Origin of the sequence: Streptomyces dysideae (assembly GCF_001514305.1) — a bacterium.
GTDB classification, from domain to species: Bacteria; Actinomycetota; Actinomycetes; order Streptomycetales; family Streptomycetaceae; genus Streptomyces; species Streptomyces dysideae.
Genome location: NZ_KQ949093.1, coordinates 59,156 through 81,454, shown reverse-complemented (window position 1 = coordinate 81,454; position 22,299 = coordinate 59,156). Strand labels below are relative to the sequence as shown.

Annotated in this window: 15 protein-coding genes and 4 pseudogenes; 7 read left to right on the top strand and 12 right to left on the bottom strand. The window is 70.6% G+C overall.

Features of this window, described 5'->3' with window-relative positions; translation table 11 throughout:
- Window positions 1-290 precede the first annotated feature (290 nt).
- Both AQJ91_RS27145 and AQJ91_RS27140 read right to left on the bottom strand, forming a co-directional pair.
- The gene (locus AQJ91_RS27145; RefSeq protein ID WP_067026700.1) at window positions 291-2,303 is read right to left on the bottom strand and encodes an FtsX-like permease family protein; all 2,013 of its coding nucleotides are present in this window, start codon (window positions 2,301-2,303) and stop codon (window positions 291-293) included.
- Between the two features lie 38 nt (window positions 2,304-2,341).
- On the bottom strand, window positions 2,342-3,025 hold the full coding sequence (locus tag AQJ91_RS27140; protein ID WP_067026698.1) for an ABC transporter ATP-binding protein: 684 nt from the start codon (window positions 3,023-3,025) through the stop codon (window positions 2,342-2,344).
- A gap of 261 nt (window positions 3,026-3,286) precedes the next feature.
- Between AQJ91_RS27140 and AQJ91_RS27135 the strand changes: the two genes are divergently transcribed.
- Together AQJ91_RS27135 and AQJ91_RS56025 are read left to right on the top strand one after the other, a co-directional pair.
- Window positions 3,287-4,537, top strand: a complete 1,251-nt coding sequence (locus AQJ91_RS27135; protein ID WP_067026868.1) for a sensor histidine kinase — start codon at window positions 3,287-3,289, stop codon at window positions 4,535-4,537.
- A gap of 378 nt (window positions 4,538-4,915) precedes the next feature.
- Window positions 4,916-4,993, top strand: a pseudogene (locus tag AQJ91_RS56025) (IS6 family transposase); the annotation flags it as partial.
- 66 nt (window positions 4,994-5,059) lie between these two features.
- Here AQJ91_RS56025 and AQJ91_RS56020 read toward each other — a convergent pair.
- Window positions 5,060-5,236: pseudogene (locus AQJ91_RS56020) on the bottom strand (amidinotransferase); the annotation flags it as partial.
- An 80-nt stretch (window positions 5,237-5,316) separates the two neighbouring features.
- On the opposite strand from AQJ91_RS56020, the gene AQJ91_RS53830 reads away from it, so the two are divergent.
- Window positions 5,317-5,466 (top strand): hypothetical protein, encoded by a 150-nt coding sequence (locus AQJ91_RS53830; protein WP_159054671.1) that lies wholly within the window; start codon window positions 5,317-5,319, stop codon window positions 5,464-5,466.
- Entirely contained in the window at window positions 5,463-7,142 is a 1,680-nt protein-coding gene (locus tag AQJ91_RS27125; RefSeq protein ID WP_079085208.1) for an alpha/beta hydrolase, read from the top strand. Before AQJ91_RS53830 ends, AQJ91_RS27125 begins: the two co-directional genes overlap by 4 nt.
- Window positions 7,143-7,217: 75 nt before the next feature.
- On the opposite strand, the gene AQJ91_RS27120 is transcribed toward AQJ91_RS27125, so the two are convergent.
- Both AQJ91_RS27120 and AQJ91_RS27115 read right to left on the bottom strand, forming a co-directional pair.
- Entirely contained in the window at window positions 7,218-7,877 is a 660-nt protein-coding gene (locus AQJ91_RS27120) for a response regulator (RefSeq protein ID WP_067026695.1), read from the bottom strand.
- Window positions 7,874-9,067, bottom strand: a complete 1,194-nt coding sequence (locus AQJ91_RS27115) for a sensor histidine kinase (RefSeq protein WP_067026693.1) — start codon at window positions 9,065-9,067, stop codon at window positions 7,874-7,876. Before AQJ91_RS27115 ends, AQJ91_RS27120 begins: the two co-directional genes overlap by 4 nt.
- 162 nt (window positions 9,068-9,229) lie before the next feature.
- Between AQJ91_RS27115 and AQJ91_RS27110 the strand changes: the two are divergent.
- Window positions 9,230-9,990: pseudogene (locus tag AQJ91_RS27110) on the top strand (ABC transporter ATP-binding protein).
- Between the two features lie 181 nt (window positions 9,991-10,171).
- Window positions 10,172-10,942 (top strand): ABC transporter permease family protein, encoded by a 771-nt coding sequence (locus AQJ91_RS27100; RefSeq protein WP_199848033.1) that lies wholly within the window; start codon window positions 10,172-10,174, stop codon window positions 10,940-10,942.
- Between the two features lie 17 nt (window positions 10,943-10,959).
- On the opposite strand, the gene AQJ91_RS27095 is transcribed toward AQJ91_RS27100, so the two are convergent.
- Both AQJ91_RS27095 and AQJ91_RS27090 read right to left on the bottom strand, forming a co-directional pair.
- Window positions 10,960-11,220, bottom strand: coding sequence for a hypothetical protein (locus AQJ91_RS27095; protein ID WP_067026687.1), 261 nt, complete (start codon window positions 11,218-11,220; stop codon window positions 10,960-10,962).
- A 114-nt stretch (window positions 11,221-11,334) separates the two neighbouring features.
- Entirely contained in the window at window positions 11,335-12,702 is a 1,368-nt protein-coding gene (locus AQJ91_RS27090) for a carotenoid oxygenase family protein (RefSeq protein WP_067026685.1), read from the bottom strand.
- Between the two features lie 211 nt (window positions 12,703-12,913).
- Here AQJ91_RS27090 and AQJ91_RS27085 point away from each other — a divergent pair, with 211 nt between their 5' ends.
- The gene (locus tag AQJ91_RS27085; RefSeq protein WP_067026683.1) at window positions 12,914-13,483 is read left to right on the top strand and encodes a PadR family transcriptional regulator; all 570 of its coding nucleotides are present in this window, start codon (window positions 12,914-12,916) and stop codon (window positions 13,481-13,483) included.
- A gap of 544 nt (window positions 13,484-14,027) precedes the next feature.
- Here the strand turns inward: AQJ91_RS27085 and AQJ91_RS27080 are convergent.
- From AQJ91_RS27080 to AQJ91_RS27060, 5 genes and pseudogenes are all read right to left on the bottom strand, one after another.
- A complete protein-coding gene (locus AQJ91_RS27080; RefSeq protein WP_067026680.1) occupies window positions 14,028-15,608 on the bottom strand; it encodes a lectin in 1,581 nt (526 codons plus the stop codon).
- A 595-nt stretch (window positions 15,609-16,203) separates the two neighbouring features.
- Window positions 16,204-17,565: a poly(ethylene terephthalate) hydrolase family protein gene (locus tag AQJ91_RS27075; protein ID WP_079085207.1), complete on the bottom strand. Its 1,362-nt coding sequence runs from the start codon at window positions 17,563-17,565 to the stop codon at window positions 16,204-16,206.
- Window positions 17,566-17,665: 100 nt separating this feature from the next.
- The gene (locus tag AQJ91_RS27070; RefSeq protein WP_067026678.1) at window positions 17,666-18,718 is read right to left on the bottom strand and encodes a glycoside hydrolase family 5 protein; all 1,053 of its coding nucleotides are present in this window, start codon (window positions 18,716-18,718) and stop codon (window positions 17,666-17,668) included.
- A 71-nt stretch (window positions 18,719-18,789) separates the two neighbouring features.
- A pseudogene (locus AQJ91_RS27065) lies at window positions 18,790-19,646 on the bottom strand (SGNH/GDSL hydrolase family protein); the annotation flags it as partial.
- Between the two features lie 1,040 nt (window positions 19,647-20,686).
- Window positions 20,687-22,270 (bottom strand): ATP-binding protein, encoded by a 1,584-nt coding sequence (locus AQJ91_RS27060; RefSeq protein ID WP_234382958.1) that lies wholly within the window; start codon window positions 22,268-22,270, stop codon window positions 20,687-20,689.
- Window positions 22,271-22,299: the final 29 nt, after the last annotated feature.

Here is a 22,299-nt window from a genome sequence, read left to right as displayed (position 1 = left end):
CACTCCGATGTGTCCGTATCCCACCGTGTCCGGGGCGGCGGCGGGATGCGTCGTTCCCCCGTGGTCGTGGCCATCAGGTCTCCTTCGGGAGCTTCATCAGATTAATGCGCGGGCACCGACGCGATGGGGCACCACTGCCGTCGGCGTCTTGCAGGGGCAGCCGCTGAACCCCGGCGGACGGACCGGCCCCTCCCGCGCCGATTTCCAGCGCGGTGTCGCCGTCCCGTCCGAACCCGGGCAGTGATGCCGGGTTCGCTGCACCTCGCGGGGTGCAGCCGACCCGGCGGTTGTCAGTCCGCGGTCTGGACCGGCCCTGCCGTCACTTTGCGCAGCAGTGGCCTGCTGGCGCTGATGGCGGCGAGCATCGCGAGCGTGCCGAGGGCCACGCAGAGGGCCAGTTGCAGGGCGCCGGAGGTGTTCATCGTGCTGTCGGCCAACTTGTTGAGCTGGTAGGCGCCGTAGACGCCCATGGCGGTGGTGCCGCCGGCCAGGACGGCCAGGGGGAGGGCCGTTTCGCGGGTGCGGGCGCGGTCCAGCATCTTCAGGGGGGTGCCGGCCAGCCGCAGCAGAGCGTAGACGCGGCGCCGGTCGAGGATGTTGGCGGCGGCGGTCAGGCCGGCGGAGGCGGCCGCGACGAGGAAGCTCATGGCCAGGGTGGCGGTGCTGACCACGCCGAGGCGGTCCATGGGTACGTCGTCCCCGGCATTGGGGTAGGCCTGGGTGAACGGCAGTCTGCCCGCTCCCAGGGGGGTCAGCGCGGTGACGGCGGTGTCGAGCTGGTCCTGGCCGCCGGTGACGTGGGCGATCAGGCCCGGGCTGCCGTGCAGCGGGTTGTCGAAGTCGTCCTCGGAGGAAACGGTGACGGTGGCGGTGACGCCCGCGTCGCGTAGGAGCGTGCGGGCTTCGGCGGCGGCGCGCTGGGTGGCCGCGGAGTCTGCGGTCAGCACGGCGACCTGGCCCGGCTGGTCGGGGAAGCCGATGGACAGCTGGCTGACGGAGAAGAACCCGGCGACGAAGCCGGCCAGGACCAGGCCGCTGACGGTGCGCCAGGCGCCGCTGGGGTCGTCGCTGAGCCGGCGGGCCGCCAGCAGGGTCGCCGGCCGGCGGGCGAAACGGCCCACGATCCGGCCCAGCCGGTCCACGGCCCAGGGACCGAGCAGCCAGAACGCGCCGTAGAACAGCGCCAGCAGGGCGACCAGTTGCCGGGGTCCGAGTTGGCCGCCCTGTGTGGAAACTATGACGTAGCCCAGTACCGCCACGAACAGCGCGAGCCGGATCATGCGGGTACGGCGCGGGTTGGCCTGCTGGGCGACGCCCAGTGGAGAGGTGGCGACCCGGCGCAGCATCGTCACGGCGCTGACTGTGATGAGCGCGGTGACCGTCAGCACCACGGCCGCGAACCAGGGAAGGCCCACCCACAACTGCCCGGTGTACCAGGTGCCGACGCCGTAGGGGATCTCGGCGAGGGCGGGCAGCAGCGCCGCGTACGCGAGGGCGCCCGTGAGCGCTCCGGCCCCGCCCACGGCCGCCGCCTCGGCGGCCGTCATCGCGATGATCTGCCGTGGGGTCGCCCCCGCCAGCCGCAGCGCGGCGAGCCGCAGCTCGCGCCGGGCCGCCCCCAGCCGTCCGGCCGCCGAGGCCAGCACGATCACGGGCACCACCAGCAGCGCCACGCCCAGCACCGCCATCTGCTGGTCGGCGCCGGTGGACAGGCTCGCCTTGGCGGAGGTGAAGCCGGCGACCACGGCGCGTGCGGTCTGCCCCTCGTCGTAGAAGTTGTCGCCCTGGGCCGCCTTGGACACCGCCGGGTTGGACGGCGCCCGTCCCACGACGGCGACCAGCTCGTCGGGGGAGGCGAGGCCGGCCGCGCCGATCGTGCCGTACGACGCCGGCTTGGGGAGGCGGTCGGCCAACTGGTCCGCGGGCAGCTCGCGCATCAGGGCGGCCAGTGCGGGGGAAACGTACACCTCGCCCTTCTTCGGGAAGGTGCTCAGGCCGGGTGGGGCGGGCGTGGTCTTACGGCCGGGGAGCTGCGCCAGGGACACCACGGTGACGGGCTCGTGGCGGGCGTACGTCGTGGTGAGCGCCTGGATCGCGGTGCCCTGTCCGGCGGAGGCGGCGGCAGGCGTGTGCCAGGCGGTTCGGTCGGCGCGCTCGCCGGAGCCGAGGCTCACCGCGATCATCAGTAGCAGCACGAGCGTGCTGACGGCGGCGACCACGACGGCCAGCAGCTGGCTCTGCCGGCCGCGGCGGCCGGAGGACTTGGCGAGATGCCAGGTCAGGGGCAGGACGGGGGAAGGCATGAAAGTCTCCGGGACGTGGACGGTGCGGCGTGGTGCGGTCAGGCGATCGTGTACTGGCCGTGGCTGCTGATCCGGCCGTCCCGGACCTGGAGGATCCGGCCGCAGTGGGCGGCCACGTCGGCGTCGTGAGTGACCATCACCAGGGCCGCGCCCTGCTCACGGGTGACGGAGGTCAGCAGCTGGATGACCTCCGTGCTGGTGGTCTGGTCGAGGGCGCCGGTAGGCTCGTCGGCGAAGACCACGTCCGGCTCGCTTGCCAGCGCGCGGGCGATCGCGACGCGCTGCGCCTGCCCGCCGGAGAGCTGCCCGGGGCGGCGCCGCTCCAGCCCGGCCAGGCCGAGCGGCGCGAACCAGCGGCGGGCGCGCTGGACTGCCTGCTTGCGGGGCACTCCCTCCAGCATCAGCGGCAGGGCGACGTTCTCCTCGGCGGGCAGCTCGGGCAGCAGCTGGCCGGACTGGAAGACGAACCCGAACCGCTTGCGGCGCAGCGCGCTGAGCCGATTCTCGCCGAGGTTGTCGATGCGCTCGCCCCGCAGCAGTACCTGGCCGCCGTCAGGGCGGATGATCCCGGCCAGGGTGTGCAGCAGGGTCGACTTGCCGGACCCGGACGGGCCCATGATCGCCAGCGAGTCGCGCTCGCCGACCTCCACGTCCACGCCGGCCAGGGCGTTGGTGGAGCCGTACTTCTTGATGAGGCCGTAACCGGCCAGGACGATGCTCATGATGCGCAGCGGCCCCTTTCCAGCGCTCGAACTTCCAGATGATGGAGGTCTCCGGGCTTTCACCACGGCCACCAGGACGGAGGCGCTCCTGTCCCCGTCGTCCTCGCGGCGCGGGTCGACTGGGAAGGCGTGCGACCCCAATCTCTCCGGTGGGCCCGGGCGGCCGTATCGGCCGAACAGCCAGGGTTCACGTCGGCTGAGGACCCTTCCTCGGCCATTCGGCTGATACCGGTGGCACCGGGGCTGCCTACTGTGATCCGCGTGAACCTCGCGATCGACATCAAGGACTCCGCAAGCGGCGGCACCGGCCGGCCGGTGCGTCGGAGGAGGCCGGGTTGCGTCCGCATCGGCGCCGTCGGGGTCCTCTTCGTGGCATGCTGGGGCGATTTCCTCTACCTGGCCCTGGCGGAACACCCCGGTAGCCCCTGGCTGCTCCTGTTCTCTTTGGTCATAGGGCTGGCGGCGCTGCTGTGGCCCGAGCGCCGTCGGCCGGGTTGGCTCACCCCGCAGGTGCGTACCGGCGTACCCGCCCTCACCGCCGGCGTGCACGTCCTGATCCTGATCGTGGCCGGACGGACGGGCGGCTTCGGTCCCGGCCAGGCCGCCGTGCTGCTGTGCCTGCTGATGACCGCGGTCCGCACCTGCCCGCCCGCCTGGGCGCTGATCTGCGGCCTGCTCGACGGCGTCGTGCTGCTCGCGCTCCCGGTGCCGTACTACATCGTCGAACCGGACGACGGCATCATCGGCCTGATTACGGTGCTTGTGCTGCTGGCCGGCTGCATGGCGGGCATGGCCGCCTACCTGCGTACCCTGGACCACCGCCGCGCCCGGGCCGTCACCGACACCCGCCGCGCCGAGCGGCTCGCCATGGCCGCCGACCTGCACGACTTCGTGGCCCACCACGTCACCGGGATCCTGGTGCAGACGCAGGTCGCACGAATGATGGCCACCACCGGACCCGAGCGCCTCGACCCGGTGCTCGCCAGCATCGAGGGCGCCGCGACCCAGGCGCTGGCGTCGATGCGGCGCACAGTCGGCGTACTGCGCAACCACGACGACCCGGCCGAGATCGCCGACCAGCGCCCGCCCGGTGACCTGGCAGCTCTCACCGACCTGGTCGACGGCTTCGACGGAGTCGGCGGTGTCGACGGACACCGGGCCGTACTGCACCGCGACCCCTCGGTCCCCGACGACCTGCCGCACGAGATCCAGGCCGCCGCCTTCCGCGTCGTACAGGAGGCCCTGACCAACATCCGCCGCCACGCCGCCGACGCCACCGAGGTCACCGTCACCCTGCGCCACGCCCACGGCGAGCTGGAAGTCTCGGTACGCGACAACGGCCGCGGCGGCGCCGGTCTCCCCGAGGCGGCCCGGGGCGGTGGCTTCGGACTCGTCGGCCTCAACGAACGCGTCACCGCGCTCGGCGGCCGTATCCAGGCCCGCCCGCGCGAGAACGCCCACGGCTGGCAGGTCGTCGCCGTACTCCCGGCAGCCCGCGTCGACACCCGGTGAACCTCCGGGCCGAGTCGCAGGCGCAGCCCGTGCGCCGCTGAGGGACGCAGAGAATTGGAAGAGCCGGGCGGGCTTCCAGCGGCCTGGATTCGTCGGCGGGGACGTGCTGGTCGTTGTCTCCGTTGACATACAGCAGTGGCACCGGGTCGCTGCCCCAGTCGTCCAGCAGTCCCTGTGCGCGCAGGGAGAACTCGCCCAAAGCGGCCTGGAGTTCAGCCAGGCGCGGCGCGGCGTCCAGCCGCAGAGAGTTGCCGAAGATGCCGAGCATGCCGTACCGGAGCCGGGTGACGGCCTCGGGAGCGAAGGCGGTGTCGATGAGCCCGCCGTTGCTCACCGCGGCGTCGACCATCCCGCGCAGGGCCAGCTTGATCGTCCAGTGCCAACGCGCTGCAGCGCAGGCAGCCGGGGCCCGGCGACAAGTGGCACCTGGACGAGGTTCTCCTCAAGATCAACGGATAGGTCCGCTACCTGTGGCGGGCTGTCGACCAGGACGGCAACGTGCTGGACACCGTTCCTGATATGTAGTTCGTCCGTGAGCTGCGGCTTCGGTGCCGCCGTCCAGCGTGCACCGCGCCGGAAGCAGTCCTTCAAGACCGGGCGGTAGGAATGCGTCTCGAAATACCGGCACGGCCAGGCCATCGGAGGGCACCTGTCGGGCCAGCGCGGGCTCCGCAGGCATCCTCCACGCTGAGGGTGATCCGAAGGAAGTGAGGGGCCATGGCGACGAACCCGCCCATGTTGCGGGCTGCCGGGCATGCGGGCAGAACGCCGATCCGGGCTTGAAGAGCCAGCTCTCCCACTCGGCCGAATGGCCGATGCCCGGCCACTACAACCGGCCATCCGGCCGAGTCCACCGGGTGCCCGGCGCCCCGATCGTGGACGGCATGCATCTGATGATCATCGCTTCCAACGGGGAGGCCGCCCGATGAGCACCTCCTCCTCCGTCCTGACCGGCACCGGCCTGTTCAAGTCCTGGGTCGCCTCCGTCCTCGTCGTGATTCCGCCGCGGGTGCTGGGCGTGTCCGCCGCGCGGCCGTCCTCCCGACGCGACCAGTGGCTCGCCACGCTTCGGCTGATCGGCGCCACGCCGGACCGTATCGCCGCCGTGGTGGCGGTTCTCGCCACCGCCCTCTCGCTGAGCGGCTGTACGCCGGACCCCCCGTCCCCGAAGGCCGCGGTGAACGACCCTGCCACCCGCGTCGACCTGCGCTCCTTCTACACGCAGAAGCCGCACTGGAAGCCCTGCGGCGAGGAGGAGTGCGCCACGCTGAAGGTCCCCATGGACTACGCGGACCCCGGCGACGGCAGAACCTTCACCCTGCCGCTCATCCGGGTCACCGCCGCGGATCCCGAGCGGCGGATCGGGTCCCTGGTGTTCGACCCGGGCGGGCCCGGCGAGTCCGGCGTCGCCTTTCTCCAGGACGGCGGGGTCGTGGCGTTCAGCGACCGGCTGCAGGACCGGTTCGACATCGTCGGGTTCGACCCGCGCGGAGTGGCGGGCAGCGTGCCCGCCCTGGAGTGCGGTGCCGACGAGGAGGAGACCAGCGAGGGGGACGTCGAGCCGGAGCCGCTCTACCCCGCGACCGCCGAGCAGCGCCGGGTCGCCCTGGCCGACGCGGAGAGCACCCTCGCGGCCTGCGAGGAACACAGCGGCGCGATCCTGCCGCACGTCGGAACGGCCGACGCCGCCCGGGACATGGACGTGCTGCGCGCCGCGCTCGGCGAGGACAGGCTAAGTTATCTCGGTTGGTCGTACGGGACCGCCCTCGGTACCGCGTACGGCGAGCTGTTCGCGCACCGGGTCCGTGCCATGGTGCTGGACGGGGCCGTCGACCCGTCCCTCGACTGGTCCGAGGCGGCCCGCAGTCAGGCCGAGGGCTTCCACGCGGCGGTCGACGACTATGCCGAAAACTGCGCCGAGGTGGCGGGGGACCTCTGCCCCGCCGACAGTCCGGACGGCATCCGTGAGCTGCTCAAGAGGCTGTACGAGGAGACCGCGAAGGAGCCGCTGCCCGTCGACGACAGCGAGGGGGACCTGGACACGTACCTCCTGCACACCGCCGTCACCATGTCCATGTACTGGCCGGAGGACCAGTGGGAGGCCCTTTCGCGCGGGCTGAGCGACGCCGCAGACGGCGACGGGACGAAGCTCGCGGGAATCGCCTCCGAGGAAGCCGGGGAGGAAGACTCGTCCGACAACTCCGATGCGGCCCTCATCGCCGTCAACTGCGTCGACATTCCCCATCCCAAGAGCCCTCAGGAGTACTGGAAGGCCCTCGACCAGGCACTCCGGACAGACGGCGACTTCGGGGCCGAGAGCGTCGTCGCCGCGCTCGACTGCAAGGGCTGGCCGCAGCGTGGGCCCGGCCCGCACCGGGTGAAGGCCGACGGACTTCCGCCGGTCCTCGTCGTGGGCACCACCGGTGACCCGGCCACTCCGTACCACGAGGCACAGAGCCTGGCCCACCAGCTGCCCCAGGGCATGCTGCTCACCTTCGACGGACTCGGCCACACCGCGTACGGGCGCGGTGGCAGCTGTGTGGACGACGCGGTGGACGGCTACCTCATCGACCTGGAGCCGGTGAAACCGGGCACGACCTGCTGAGCCTGTGCCTTCTGCCACACGGAGACATGCGACGGGCTCTCGGTGGTGAAGGCTTCATGCGGTGTGCGGCCGCCTCTATCGCGCCCGCATCATGCCGCGCTCCCACGCCCAGGCGGCGATCTCGACCCGGTTGCGGGCGTTGATCTTGTGCTGGATGTTGGCCAGGTGCGTCTTGACGGTGGACAGCGACAGCACCAGCTGCTGGCAGATCTCCTGGTTGGTGCGACCCACTGCGACGAGCCGGACCACGTCCAGTTCCCGTTCGGTCAGCGGGCAGGCGGCATCCGGCTCGGGCCGCGTGGGGACGAGTTCTTTCAGCAGCCGGACGGTGACGGCGGGGGAGACCAGCGCGTCGCCCCGGGCGGCGGCCCGCACCGCTTCGATCAGCAGGCTAGGAGCGGCGTCCTTGAGCAGGAAGCCGCAGGCCCCGTTGCGCAGCGCGGTGTGCACGTAGTCGTCCTGGTCGAAGGTGGTGATCACGACGACCCGCATCGGGTTGTGCACCCCCGGGCCCGCCAGGGCCCGGGTGACGTCCAGGCCGTCCAGTTTCGGCATCCGGATGTCGACCAGGCACACGTCCGGCCGGAGCCGGCGGGCGAGTTCCACGCAGGCGGCGCCGTCGGCGGCCTCGCCGACCACCTCGATGCCGACCTGGGCGCCGAGGATCAGCCGGAAGCCCATGCGGACCAGTTCCTGGTCGTCCGCGATCAGTACCCGGATCGCGGCATCATTCACGCCGGTGATCCTGCCACAGCGGCCAGCACAGGGAAGTCGGCGGTCACCCGCCAGCCGCCGTCGTCGGTGGGGGCGGCGGTCAGTGCGCCGTCCACCGCTTTGACGCGTTCATGCAGGCCGACCAGCCCGAAGCCGCCGCATCCGCCGACCGGGACGGGGAGGCGTGCCGTCGGTGCCGTGTTGTGCACCTCGACCCGCAGCCGGCGGCCGTCCATGTCGGCCCGTACGGCCACGGCGGCGCCGGGGGCGTGCCGGCGCACGTTGGTCAGTGCCTCCTGTGCGACGCGGTGCACGGAGGTTTCCACCTCGGGGGCGAGTCGCACCTCGCGGGCCGCCGCGGCCACGTGGAGCTGGACGTCCGTTTCGTTCTCGGAGAACGCGGAGACCAGGCGGTCGAGTTCGGCCCACACCTCACCGGGCCGGACGCCGGCGTGGTCGTCCTCGCGCAGCACCCGCACCAGGCGGCGCATCGAGTCCAGGGTCTCCGATCCGGAACGGGTGATGTTCTCCAGCAGGGGTCCGACCTGTTCGGGCGCGGTGTGCTGGAGGATCAGTGCGGCATTGGCCTGGACGATGATGCCGGTGACGTGGTGCGCGACGAAGTCGTGCAGGTCGTGGGCGAGTTCCAGGCGCTCCCGCTGGCGCACGGCGGTGATGTCGCGTACCCGCCGCTCCTCCAGCAGCCGCGCGCGCAGGCCCCAGGCGAGAGCCGCGGCGGCGGCGAACGTCATCAGCAGGCACCAGCCGACGGCGGCCGCATTGTCAGTGAATACCTGACGCAGTGGAATCACGATGACCGCCACGGTCAGCGCGGCCGACACGGCCGCCGCGGTCCAAGGCCGCGGTACCGCCCGCACCGCACGTGACAGCAGCACCAGCAAGGCGACGTTTTCCAGCAGCCCCCAGGTGCCGGCACCGTCCGGGGCCGCGAACGCGCCGACCCCGACCGTCAGGGCCAGCGAGCCGCCGGCGACGAGCGCGGCACGTACCTGCGCGCTCGGCCGGCGGCCGGGCCACAGCAGCGCCACGCAGGCCAGGGGGCCGGACACCATCGGCAGCCAGCTCGTCCAGCGGTAGTCGGGTGCCCGGCCGGCGAACACGTCCAGTAGCCACAGCCCGGTGAGAAGGATGCAGCCGGCAGCGGTCAGCACCCGGCGGGCCCGGCGGAACAACGGAGTCTCGGAGTACACGCCCGGCAGGATACGGAAGCGAAGACGACCGGCGTACTCTGCCGAATGGCCGATGCCCGGCCACTACAACCGGCCATCCGGCCGAGTCCACCGGGTGCCCGGCGCCCCGATCGTGGACGGCATGCATCTGATGATCATCGCTTCCAACGGGGAGGCCGCCCGATGAGCACCTCCTCCTCCGTCCTGACCGGCACCGGCCTGTTCAAGTCCTACGGCATGGCCCGTGCCCTGGCCGGGGTCGACATCGGCGTGGCGGCCGGCGAGTCACTGGCCGTCATGGGCCGTCCGGGTCCGGAAAATCCGCCTTGCTGCACTGCCTGGCCGGGATCGAACGGCCTGACTCCGGCGAGGTCCTGCTGGACGGCGAGCGAAGCGAGATGGGGGTCCCCCCGGACGAAGTCTGGGGGAGGGTCGACCAGCTCCGCGAACCGGCCCGCAGCGAGCTGCGCCGCACCGCCTTCGGCTTCGTCTTCCAGTCCGGCCAGCTGCTGCCGGAGCTGCCCGCCGACGAGAACGTGGCGCTGCCGCTGATGCTCGGCGGCACGGTACGCCGGGCGGCCGTCGAGCAGGCCCGGCAGTGGTTCGGGCCGCTGGGCCTGCAGGGCCTGGAGGAACGGAGTCCTGGGCAGCTGTCCGGAGGTCAGGCGCAGCGGGTGGCCATCGCACGGGCCCTGGTCGGCCGCCCGAAAGTGATCTTCGCGTACGAGCCGACCGGCGCGCTGGACCAGTCCACAGGCATGGAGGTGATCCGCCTGCTGGTGGAGGTCAGCCGCAGCCAGGGCGCCGCCCTGGTCGTCGTCACACACGACGCGAACGTGGCCCGCGGGTGCGACCGCACGGTGCATGTCCGCGACGGGCGGCTGGCCGGGATCCCGGCAGAGGCGGAAATCAGGGCCGAGGCGGAGGCGGGGTGCCGGCGATGAGGGCACTGGACCGCACCACCTGGGCGCTGACCTGGCGGCTCACCCGAGCCGGCGGCCGCACCGGCCTGCTCGCCACCGGCCTCGCGATCGCGGCGGCGGCCGTGTCCACCACGCTGCTCCTGCTGAGCCTCGCGATGAACCCGGGCTTCCAGCACCGGACCACACCGACTGGCGCAACCCGGTGGAGTCCTCCCACCCGGTGGCCGTCGAGGCGCTCGGGACGACGTTCTCCCAGGGAGTACCGGTCACCGTCGTGGACGTCGCACGGCTGCCCGGGCGCACCACCCCCGCCCCGCCCGGTCTCGACCGCTTCCCCGCCCCCGGCGAACTGTGGGTCTCCCCGGCACTCGGCGCGCTGCTGGACCGGCTGCCCGACGACCGCCACCCGGTCCCCGGCACGCCCGCCGGAACCCTGGGCCGCGCGGCGCTGGCCTATCCCGGCGAGCTCGTCGCAGTGGTCGGGCACCGCTCCATGGACCCGGCGGTCACCACCGAGCGCTACGCCGATCCGCGCCGGGCCGACGACATCGCCTCCCCCACCCACGTCGCAACCTTCACCGGTGCGCCGCTGACGGACGGCATGGGCGGGACGTACGCGTCCGTGGCCCGGCTCGCCACGATCCTCGTCGTCGTTCCGCTGCTGGTGCTGGGGGCCTCCGCCGCGCGGCTGTCGGTCTCCCGCCGCGATCAGCGGCTCGCCGCGCTGCGCCTGATCGGCGCCACGCCGGGCCGTATAGCGGGGCTGACGGCCGCCGAGGCGGTGCTGACGGGGGCGGCCGGGGCGTTGCTCGGTGCCGTGGGGTACGGGGTGCTGCTGTCGGTGGCGGCGAGGCTGCCGATCGCGGGCGGCGCCTGGTACACGGCCGACCTGTGGATCGGCGCCCCGCTGCGTCCGCAGTGCGAGCCTGGCCGCGACGACCGGCTCGCCGGTCCGCTTCGCGTCCGGCCGTGAGGCGGCGCACGTAGCGATCATCTGCCGGTCTCCCAGGTCCCGCAGAACGCCGCGTAGTTCCTCCGGACCGTGATGATGAGCGTCTTCATCTGCCTTGACACGTCAGCACGTTGGTGGATCGCGCTGCGGCGGACGACGCGCAGGATCCCGCAGGGCCTCCACTCGGCCTCGCGCTGCTTGGGCATGCCGGTGCGGCGCTGGGCGAGGGCGGGGCGGGCCCCCGCATCGGCGTCGACCGGGTCGGACCTGCCCTGCCAGCCGCGGGCGAGCGGAGCCACGCCAGGACCTTGCGACAGCCGGTCAGGCAAGGCCGGCAGACTCTGTTGAGGGCCCAGGGTCAGTCAGGCGGTGGGGCAGACCCCGCCGCGAGACGCTCATGAACATCCTCGCCGTCAGGCGGGGTCGGGTACCCAGCTGCCGTGGAAGCCGAGCGGGACGCGCACCGGCAGGTGCACTGTGGCGATCGGGGCGCCGGTGAAGTCCTGCCCGGAGAGGATGACCAGATCGGTGGCACCCCGCTCGGGGTCGAAGACGTAGGCGAGGACGTAGCCGTCATCCTCCGTCCGCGCGTTCTGCGCGGGCACGAAGTACGCCTCACTGGTGTAGTGACCGGTGCCGAAGCTGCGGACCGTGGCGGTCTGCCGGTCTAGGTCGTGCTTGATCAGCGAGTCGGTGAACGCGTCGACGGGCAGGCCGTCCAGGTTGCCGGCCGGACCCATGTAGCGGATCAGGTCCAGGGTGACCGCGGAGTATCCATAGCGGTAGGCGCCGGTGACGACGGCCGGACTGACCACGGGGAACTCTTGCGGGTGGTCGTCGAGGCGCGTCTCTGTGACCTTCCCGGTGACCGTGTTGATGACCCAGCGGTCGAGCGTGGGAAGGCTGTTGCCCTTCAGGTCGGCCCCGACGAACATCTTCGGGTAGCGCACGACGTCGACCACGACGGTGTCGCCCTGGTCGTAGGCGTTGAGGGTGTGGAAGACGAAGCATGGATTGACATCGAACCAGCGCACCTCGGTGCCGCTGCGAGGCAGCAGGCCGATGCGGCCGCCGCGGGTTTCGTTCCAGTTCATCGGGAACGCGTTGCCGGAATCTGCGGCAGCCTGGCTGAAGGTGACCGGGAGGTCATACAGCACGGCGTACTTCCGGGTCAGCGCGAAGTCGTGCATCAACGGCGCGTGCGGAGCGGGGACGGGCACGCTGCGCACGACCTTGCCGAGGGGGGAGACGACCAGGTAGGTCAGCGTGTCGCCGCCGATGGCGTAGGTGACGGCGTGCAGTTCTCCGGTGGCGGGGTCCAGCTTGGGGTGAGCGACGAAGCCGTCGCGCAGGGTCCCGTCGAAGTCGCAGGCTCCCACGGTGTCCAGGTCGTAGGTGAGTTCGTAGGGCCGGGAGCCGCCTTCGATCAGGGCGAGGGTGCGGTTGGCGTGGCCGATGACGTGGGTGTTGGGGCCGGCGTCGCGGCGCACGAAGGCGCCGGGGCGGGGCTGTTCGCCGAGTGCCTCGGCGACGGGCGCCGAGCGCACCCAGCGGTTGCGGTACCACTCGGCCTTGCCCTCGCGCAGTCGTACGCCGTGCACCATGCCGTTTCCGGTGAACAGGTGGAGCCGGGGCTCGTCGAGGTCCATGGGGTTGGGGCCGTTGCGCAGGTAGCGGCCGTTGAGCTCGGCGGGGATGGTGCCGGTGACCGGCAGGTCAAAGGAGGTGACCTCCTCGGTGACCGGCGTATAGGCGCCCTGGAAGCCGTTGTTGGGGTTCATTGCGGTCCTCTCACGATGGCGTGCCGTCCGGCGCTGGCGAGCCGGGCTCTGTGCAGCGGGCCCGGGTGGCGGGGAGCTCCGGGGGCGCGCTGCACGATCACCATACTCAAGAATATGAGTAATAGCGAAACAGAGTATGATGTGAGCGTCGACACCTCGCCGACGCCTCACACGGGCCCCACGGCGCGACACGGACAGGAGGCCGACGACCATGGCTCTGCGACACGCGGTACTGGCCGCACTACTGGACGGCGAGTCCAGCGGCTACGAACTGGCCAAGACGTTCGACGCGGGCATGGCCAACTTCTGGCACGCACTGCCCCAGCAGCTGTACCTGGAGCTGACCAAAATGGAGAAGGACGGCCTGATCCAGGGTCGCGCCGTGATCCAGGAGACCCGTCCGACCAAGCGACTCTTCTCGGTCACCAGCGCCGGCCTCGCCGAGCTGGAGCGGTTCGCCGAATCCAGCGCCAAGCCGGCCTTTGTCCGCGACGACCTTCTGGTCAAGGTGCGGGCCGTGGACAGCACGTCCGCGAAGGCCGTGATCGAACAGCTCGAAGAGCGGGCGCTCATCGCAACAGCCAAGATCGACATCTTCGAGAGGTACATGGAACGCCAGCGCGGCGACGCCGATGAGCAGGCATTCCTGAACTCCGGCGACCGGATCGGGCCATACCTGACCTGCCTGCGCGGCCTCCGCTTCGAGCAGGAGACGGCTGACTGGTGCCGACAGACCGCTCACATCCTCCGCGAACGATGCGGGGCCAACGCCGACACGTGACCATGGCGTCGGCGCCCCCGGCGACAGCGCGGCGTCGACCTCATTGAGACACCCCCCTCCTTGCTTCACCCGCCCGTGCAGCATGATCAAGAAGGTTATGAGACACACATCGTCGAGCCGGCCTGCGTAAGGCTCCTGGCGACCGGGCCACGATCGACGAGAACGGCCGCGTCACCGACCCGGGACTCCACCGACGACTCGGCGAGGTCCTGGGCCTGCTGGCCGCGTCGCAGAGCCGCTGGGTTCGGACGGGCGGCGTGAGGTTTTCCAACTGGTGCGGTTCAGGTCGTCCCCCTTTGCCCGTGAGACTCCGAGCGCCTTTGAGGCGTCCTCCATGGCTTCTCGCTCCATTCCGGGTCTTCACCCAAAGGTGGATCCCTACGGAAGCAAGCGGGCGCGGCGTGCGGCGACGACCGCTTCGAAGCGGGTGTGGGCACCGAGCTTGGACATCGCGCTGCGCAGAGGCGTTGACCGTCTCGGGCGGTCGGCCGCCCGGGCCGGACACGTGGTCTCGGCCCAGACGGTCTCGGTCGGCAGCGATCGGTCAGACGCGGGTCCACTTCTGGTGGGCTGCGCCGTGGCAGTCCCAGATCTGGACCTTGGTGCCGTTGGCGGTCGCCCCGCCGTTGACGTCGAGGCACTTCCCGGAGTGGACGGCGGTGATGGTGCCGTCGGTTTGGAGGCGGAACTGCTGGTTGGACCGGCCGTTGCAGTCCCAGATGTTCACGGCGGTGCCGTTGGCGGTGGCGGCGCCGGCTACGTCCAGGCACTTCGCGCCGCCGTAGACCCGCAGCTCACCCGCGCTGGTGCTGGTGAACCGCTGGTTGGCGGCGCTGTTGCAGTCCCAGATCCCGGCGAGCGTTCCGTTGGCCTGGGAGCCGCCGGTGATGTCCAGGCAGCGGCCGGAGCCCTGCCCCTTCAGCGAGTAGGTGCCGCTGCCGGGCGGTGTCCCGCCGCCGGAGACCACGTACATCGCGGCGCCGTGGGCGGGGACGGAGGCGCTGATGGAGCCGCCGGTCGTGCTGGTGGTGTGCGCCCACAGGTCGCGTACCGAGTAACTGGACGCCGAGCCGAGGCCGAGCTGCGTAGCGGACGTGGAGACGGTGGCCGTGCCGCCGCCGCGGTTGAGGAGGACCACCGCGACCGAGCCGTTGGCCATCAGTTTGGCCCACACCTCGGTGTTGCCGTTGTCGACGATGCGGTTGCCCTGTCGGCCGCCCCAGTCCTGGTTGACCCCGATGACCTCGGTGTTGGTCAGGATCGACTTGGTGGTGGCGCTCATGGTGCGCAGATCGTTGCCGGCGATCAGAGGCGCATTCAGCAGTGCCCAGAGGCTGAAGTGGGCTCGGGACTCGGTGTCGGACAGACCGTTGCCGACCTCCAGCATGTCCGGGTCGTTCCAGGCACCGGGGCGGGAGAAGCCCGCCCAGCCGGGCTGGGCGTCCAGGATGCCCATCACGGAGTTCCAGTTGGCCTGGATGTCGCCGGTGTTGCGCCAGGAGTTGCCGGTGGCGGGGCCCCAGGTGCCGACCTGGTCGTGGCCCCAGTTGCAGAGGGCGTACAGGATGGGGCGGCCTGTCCTGGCGAGAGCGTCGCGCATGGCGGTGTAGCGTTCCTGGCCGCTGCGGCCCTGGTGGTCACCGCAGTTGTCGTACTTGAGATAGTCGATGCCCCAGGACGCCCACAGGTTGGCGTCGCGCTGCTCGTTGCCGAGGCTGGCTGGGTAGCCGGCGCAGGTGGTCAGGCCGGCCGACGAGTAGATGCCGAGCTTCAGCCCCTTGCCATGCACGTAGTCGGCGACCGCCTTCATGCCGTTGGGGAACTTGACGGGGTCCGCGACCAGGTTGCCGCCGGCGTCTCGATTCCGTGTCGACCAGCAGTCGTCGATGTTGATGTACTGGTAGCCGGCTGCGGCCATGCCGCTGGAGACCATCGCGTCGGCGGTCTGCCGGATCACACGGTCACTCACCTCGCAGCCGAAGCTGTTCCAGTTGTTCCAGCCCAGCTGTGGGGTGCGGGCCAGGCCGTTGTCGAGCGCCAGCGCTTGGGGGGCGGGTAAGAGAGCGAGAGGTACCGCGGCGGCGACCAGGGCCGCGGACAGCACCGCGCGGATGAGTCTGAGCATGGGCTTCTCCTCGATCGGTCGTGCGGATCCGAGGGCGTCGAGCGTGGGCCCGAGCCCTTTGTGCGCCGATGGCCGATGTCGTCCCAGATGGTTGTGCTCTTTGCGCTGACCGACAGGTCGAACCGGGCGGTTGGTACCGAAGGGCTACCCCGTCAGTTCGCGCCTGCCCGGGGGCCCTGTGTCCGGCCGTTGAGGCAGATGGTGCGGGGATGTCTCGGGGAGGTCAGTCAGGACAAGTTGCGAGGGCTGGTGCCCCGTGCCGTCTGCGACGCGAGCCAGGGGAATGTGACCGGGTCGGCAGTCGCCGCTGCGAACGCTGCCGGCCACCGGTCGCCGAGACGCGGCCGAGGCCGGTCATGCACAGCGAGTGCTGTACCGAGCGTCCCGCATAGAACGCGCACACGACGGTGCAACGACCATGCCCAGGGCTGCGCCCGCCCGCTGGAGTACGGCGACGCCGTCGCAACCGTCCCCCTGCGGCCCGCCGGGTATCCGGGCCGCAGGGCAGCGCCTGCAACGGCTGAAGTGCCGGGCGCTGAGCGGCACTTCGGTCTCCTTCTGCCTCGGGTCGGGTCCAGTCCTGGTTACCGGAGGGCTATCGGAGGGTCCAGCGCTGGGTGGGCGCGCCGTTGCAGTTCCCCAGGACGGTCTGGGCGCCGTTCCAGGTGCCGCTGCTGTTCGTGTCGAGACACAGGCCGGATGGGACGCTGGTGATGGTGCCGTTGGCGTTGACGTTCCAGCGCTGGTTCTGCCCGCCGTGGCAGTCCCAGATGATGACCCGTGTGTCGGCGGACGTTCCCGAGGCCTCGGCGTCCAGGCACTTGTTGCCGTACACGCGCAGTTCACCGGCGTCGGTGCGCGCCCACTTCTGACCGGGCCGATTTGCGCAGTCCCACAGTTGGGCCTGGGCGCCGTTGGCCTGCGACGAGTTCGCCACGTCCAGGCAGCGGCCGGAGCCGGCGCCGACGATCTGCCCGCCGCTCGGAGGATTGCTCGTGCCCGGCGGCACGTACGGGCACTTGGTCTGGGACCGGGAGACACCACTGCTGTCCGCCAGCGACGGGCACAGGAACTGGGTGTAACGGGTGTCGTTGTCGAGGAAGATCTTCAGCCAGGGGATCATGCGGCGCGTCACGTTGGAGTTGCCCCAGGTGGGGAAGCCGTGGCCGCCGCTGGTGAACTCGATGTAGGCGCTCTGCGTGGAGGCCGGCATGCCGCCGTAGAGCCCGTTGAGGTAGGACGGGGTGATCGTGCCGTCGTCCCGTGCGCCCATGATCATCGTCGGGACCCGCAAGGTGGAAAGGTTCTGCGAGGGTGAGAAGGGCGCGAGCGGGACGGCTGCCTTCAGCGACGGCCGGCGTTCGGCTGCGCTGATGGCGCCGCCACCGCCCATGGAATGACCGATGACGCCCAGCCGGTTGGGGTCGACGCGATCGCGCACCGGGCTCTTCTGGGTGAGGTAGTCCAGCGCGGCGAGCAGCTGGGTGCCGCGGGCCGTGTCGTAGTCGTTGGGGCTGTTGGTGTCGATGCCGATGACGACGAACCCGAAGGACGCGAGCCACGGCCCCATCCACGCGCCTTCGGCGGACCACCGGGCGGTGTAACCGGGCACGGCCGCGACCGCACCCCACGTGCCCAGCGAGGTGTCCGTCGGGTAGTAGATCTTCCCGCCGTTGAAGCCGTTCCCGGGCGGCACGGTCACCTCCGCGGTCGCGAACGTGCCCCGCTGGGCCGCGACGCTGCTCACCGTGGGAACCGGGCCCCGCTCGTATGGGTTGGCCGCGGCCGACGGCGACTGCGCCGACGCCGGCTGGATCCCCACCAGTGCGGTGATCAGGCCGGTCACGGCCGCGACCACGGCGGCCTTCAGCGTGACCGTCCTGCTCCTCCTGCCGGATCTCGTCGGGCGGGTGGGGGCGTCGCCGGACGCCGGGACGTCGGTGATGCTCGAGTACATCGTCCTGTTCCTCCATGCCTTTGCCGTGGTTACGGGCGTCGCGCCGAACGGGCAACGGTTGCGTATGGCGTGCCCATGACATACACAGGATCGGGTTGTGTCAGTGATGGAGCCGGGAAACGGCGGGGTTGGTGCTCGTGACGCTGGCGGAGAAGACCGATGCCTCCTTGGCCGTGGCGACGATGCCGTTCGTTCCGTTGAAGAGGCGTCGGCCCCAACTGGTGAGCCGGTTGGGATCGAAATTGGTGACCAGGTCCAGGTACCGCACATCGCTGCTGTTACCGCTCCACGACCAGCCCAGGTAACCGAGACGGAGCCGCTGGGCGGCGGCCAGGATGGCGTCCTCGTCGGGGTTGCCGTCGGAGTGGTTGTGGCCGAACTCCCCGACCACGAGGGGGAGTTTCGCTGCCACGAAACGGTTCAGGTAGTCATTGACCTTCGCGGCCGCGTTGAAGACGCCGTACATGTGGACCGAGAACACCGTGTTGCGGTCCGGGTCGGCGGCGAACACCGACGCAGCGTTGTCGCGCATCGTGAACGCCCAGTCCTGGCCCCAGTTGGGCGCGTCCACCATCAAGGTGTGGTTGAACCCGGCGCTCCGCAGCTTCTGGACGGCGGCCTTGGTGTCGGCCGTCCACCTGGTGTGGTTGCTGTTTCCGTACGGCTCGTTGCCGATGTTGACGATGACGTACTTCTCCTGGCCGGTCAGGGCACTCTTCACGCTGATCCAGTAGTCGGCGGCGCGGGACAGGGTGATCGCGCTGCTCTGGTCGCCGTAGCCCGTGGTGTCATGGACTTCCAGAACACAGATGAGCCGGTTCTGCTTGCACTGGCCGACGACGTTGGCCACGTCGGCGGCGCTGTTGCGAGGCCAGCGGTCACCGCTGGCGAGGACGACGCGGACGGTATTGGCGCCCTTGGCCTTGATGTGGGACAGGGTGCTGATCCGGTCCGGATACCAGGTGTGGGCGTGGTTGACGCCCCGCATCACGAAGTCGTTGCCCGACGCTTCCAGCAGTCGGCCGCTCTGGACGCGGAAGCCGCTGGGCGCGGCCTGGGCCGGGGCGGCGAGACCGAGCAGGGGGACGAGGAGACCCAGGAGAACGGCCAGGGCGGCGGCCGTTCGTGGGGCGGTTCGCGTGCGGAATCTCATGGCGGCGGCTCCAAGAGGAGAAGGACTGTGTGCTCAGGAGGCGGTTGCTGTGCCGTGCAACTGACGGCGGCGGTGCGGGTGCCGGCCGTGACGTGGGACGCGGACGTGCTGCTCGTCGTCCTCTCGCCGTGGTGACCGCCCTTCCAGGAGGAGACCGCCGCGCGGGCGGCCACGTAGGCGGGACCACCGTTGTCCGGGCCGCTCGGCACTTTCAGAGGAGGGCGGCCAGGGCGGGATACCAGCGGGCGGCGATCTTCGTGTTGCCGGAGGTGGACGGGTGTACCCCGTCGTAGGTGTCGCCTGAGGTGTTGGAGCCCGTCCACTGGTCGACCACGGTCACCGGGGAGCGGAAGGTGCTCGTCGCCCGGGCCCAGCCGGGGATCCGCGCATTCAGGTCGACCACGCGCCGGGCACAGCCGGTGCAGTTGGCGGGGTTCATCGGAATGATCTGCGCGACGAGGATCCTCATGTTCGGGTTCGACGCCCGCATCTGAGTCACCAGCCTGGTATAGGCGAAGAGGATGCGGTCGGGCGAGATGCCGCTCCAGACGTCGTTCGTGCCGAAATGCATGACAACGATGTCGGGACGCGTGGCTGAGAGCCGAGCGGGAAGCAGATTCTGGTTCGCCACGTTGGTCACGAGCTCACCGCCGTGACCCTCGTTGTCGCCGTCGAACCCCTGGGCACAGCCCTGCTGGCTGAGGGTGCCGACGAAATCGATGTTCGAGTGACCGGCACTGCGCAGACGGTTCCACAGCACCGAACGCCAGCAGCCGGGCGAGCCGGTGATCGAGTCACCCAGCGGCATGATGCGTACGGGGGCAGCCGTGGGCGCGGCAGCAACCGCGGGCGCGAAGGTCACGCCGAGGGCGAGCAGAAGCAGAGTCAGAAGAATCCGGAAGAACGGTAAGTGCGGGGCACTGCGCATGCCAGTCCCTTCCTTCGTGAGCCGGGAGCGCTCCGAGAGGTGCGGTCAGGTGACTGCCTGCCTCGCCGCCGACGTAGCTGCCCGCGACGTCAGCGCGCCCGGTTCGTGCCCGCCACTGGTCAGGCGTGCGGGGTTCAGGCAGCGCAGACGCCGGGGCGTGGCGGAGTGGGCGTGCTGTTGCCGATGAAGCACCCAGGCTGCGGGGCTGGTTGTCGGCCGTGTTCTGCCAGGCCGGCGCGGTACTGGGTGCCATGGAGCGGCGGGGGGCCTCGTGGCGGTCAGTGCGACGGTGGGGATGCCGTCGAACAGTCAACCTCTGGGAACCAGATCGCTGCTCTTCGCGGTGATGGCGTGATGCCGAGGCGTACGTCGGTCACGATGGCCTCCGATGCGTGGGGGTGCCGAGCGAACCAATGCCTCTGAGGGCCAGAAGATGATCATTCACTCGGACGAGCATGGGAACGCTCCCACGGAGCGTAGGAAGGAACCGAGGTATCGTCAAGGATCCTGTCGAAACTTGGTGGTCAGCCGTGCTCGATTCGTGACTTCGGTCGCATGCGCTGATCCCCGGGCCAGTGGTAGGCAGGTCATGGCGGTGGGATGCTCCCGTCACACACACCGCGGCTGCTCTATCGGGAGGCCAGGCGTAAGCGGCGAAGTGGGTGTGGGGAAACAGCTGCCGTCCGGGAATCGGGCAGACGGCACCCGCCTGTAGTACCTCGCTCCGCGTGGCGAAGTGTCCGCGCTGGTCGAAGACGGCTGGGAGAAAGCTGGTGAGCGCACGGGCGGTGGGTCTGACCGCGTGGATTTCGAGGACGACGTCGAATGCGGTGAAGATGTCCAGGACGAGTGGCGCGGCCAGGCGCTGCAGTCAACCTGTCGGCTTCCTGGTCGGCAGTCAGGTCGCTTTCCCGATCATCCTGCGGCTCAGACCTCGAGCTCCCCTGCCGATGCTCTCCTTGGTCCTTCCCCGGCCGATCTGTCCCTGCCTGCCCGTGCCAGGGCGTAGTCACCACGGTCTGGCTGAGGTCTCCCGGCCGTCAGGCGCGCAGCAGGGTGACGGTGCGCCCGGAGGGCGTGGTCTGCTGCGAGAAGGCGGTGCGCTCGTGGACCGGGGCTGCTTGCGGGCGGGTGTCGAAGACGACGAGGGTGCCCGTGGACAGCTCCATGCGGTCCAGGTAGTCGTCCAACTGTGCCAGCCCCTCGGCGAGGGGGTCGGTGCGGCCCTGGCGCCACACCTTCAGCTCCAGCGCCTCGCGCTGCACCGCCCGCGAACCGTCGGCAGCGGTGTACGGCTGGCGAATCAGCAGGTCCACGCGCCGCCGGCCGACCCCGTACTCCCGGTCGATGAAACCCGCCCCGTTCACGATCCGGTGCAGGTAGGCCATCATCACCAGCTGTGCCGCGGCCTCCGGGTAGGTCGAGGCGGTGGCCAGGATCTCGCCGTTCTCCCGCCAGAACTCGGCGAAGGAGCACAGCAGCTTGTCCATGTCGATCCGGCCGTCCGGCAGCCGGAAGCTGCTCGGGGCGGCGACGACCTGGCCCTCCGTGTTGTTCCCCAGGACCCGGACAATGACCTCCTGGTAGATCGGATTGGCCACCCGCACCGGCGCGTCCGGAGCGACCAGCCCCAGGTCGCGCACGTACGCCAGATCGTCGTCGTACGTGTCCGTCGGCAGGAGCAGCTCGCCCGCGATCACCGGCTGGATCACCCGCCGCACCCGGTCCTCGCCCAACCTGGCGGCCAGCGAGTCCAGATGCGTCGCACGCGCCAGGATCAGCCGCTCCTTCGCCTCCTCCATGTGCCCGGCCGTGATCGGCGTGTCCGACGGCACCCCCATCTCCTCGACGACCTCCCGGGCCAGCGCGTTGACCAGCCACGGCTGCCCCTGGGTAAAGCTGAAGGCACACTCCAGCGCATCCACCGTGAAATCCTGGCCCGTCTGCGCGGTGTGCTGCCCGTACAGCTCGGCGACCTCGGCCTCGGTGAAGTCGCCCAACCGCAGCGACGCCACCTTGATGTTGAACGGACTCGACGTACCAAGGCGCCCCGGATCCCCGCCCGAGGCCGCCTTGTAGTCACGCACATCCCGCAGCCCGCACAGCACCACCGCATGCGGGAAGCCGCCACGGCTGACAGTGAAACCATCGCGCAACTGGCGCAGCACACTGCGCAGGCTCTCCCCCCGCAGCGCGTCGATCTCGTCGAAGAACAGCACCAGCGGACGCGGACAGCTCCGCACCCACTCAGTCAGCCCCCGCGTGAGCCGGGACCCGGGCACCGCGTCGGGCCAGGATGCGGGGGGCGCGAGCCCATCAGCAAGCCCAGCGGACTCCGCGGACCGCCGAATCGCCTCCAGCACCAGCAACTCGGCCTGACCGTAGTCCTCCCCGGCCACCTCCCCGCTCTCGCACGAGAAGTGCAGCGCCGCGTACCGGCCCGAGGCCGTCAGTTCCCGGGCCATCGCCGCCAGCACCGTCGTCTTCCCGGTCTGCCGTGGCGCATGCACCACGAAGTACTGGCCCTGCTCGATGTACCCGCGGGCCCTGGGCAGCCGCTCCTGGGCCGGCACCATGTAGTGACGCGTGGAGACGCACGGCCCGGCCGTATTGAAGTAGCGCATACCTCGCACGCTAGCCGACGGCACCGACA

What these genes read in the sequence shown, in the direction of transcription:
- AQJ91_RS27090 (WP_067026685.1), bottom strand. Translation starts at nt 12,702, where the DNA reads ATGAACCCCAACAACGGCTTCCAGGGCGCCTATACGCCGGTCACCGAG.
- AQJ91_RS27075 (WP_079085207.1), bottom strand. Translation starts at nt 17,565, where the DNA reads ATGTACTCGAGCATCACCGACGTCCCGGCGTCCGGCGACGCCCCCACC.
- AQJ91_RS27085 (WP_067026683.1), top strand. Translation starts at nt 12,914, where the DNA reads ATGGCTCTGCGACACGCGGTACTGGCCGCACTACTGGACGGCGAGTCC.
- AQJ91_RS27060 (WP_234382958.1), bottom strand. Translation starts at nt 22,270, where the DNA reads ATGCGCTACTTCAATACGGCCGGGCCGTGCGTCTCCACGCGTCACTAC.
- AQJ91_RS27070 (WP_067026678.1), bottom strand. Translation starts at nt 18,718, where the DNA reads ATGAGATTCCGCACGCGAACCGCCCCACGAACGGCCGCCGCCCTGGCC.
- AQJ91_RS27145 (WP_067026700.1), bottom strand. Translation starts at nt 2,303, where the DNA reads ATGCCTTCCCCCGTCCTGCCCCTGACCTGGCATCTCGCCAAGTCCTCC.
- AQJ91_RS27080 (WP_067026680.1), bottom strand. Translation starts at nt 15,608, where the DNA reads ATGCTCAGACTCATCCGCGCGGTGCTGTCCGCGGCCCTGGTCGCCGCC.
- AQJ91_RS27140 (WP_067026698.1), bottom strand. Translation starts at nt 3,025, where the DNA reads ATGAGCATCGTCCTGGCCGGTTACGGCCTCATCAAGAAGTACGGCTCC.
- AQJ91_RS27125 (WP_079085208.1), top strand. Translation starts at nt 5,463, where the DNA reads ATGAGCACCTCCTCCTCCGTCCTGACCGGCACCGGCCTGTTCAAGTCC.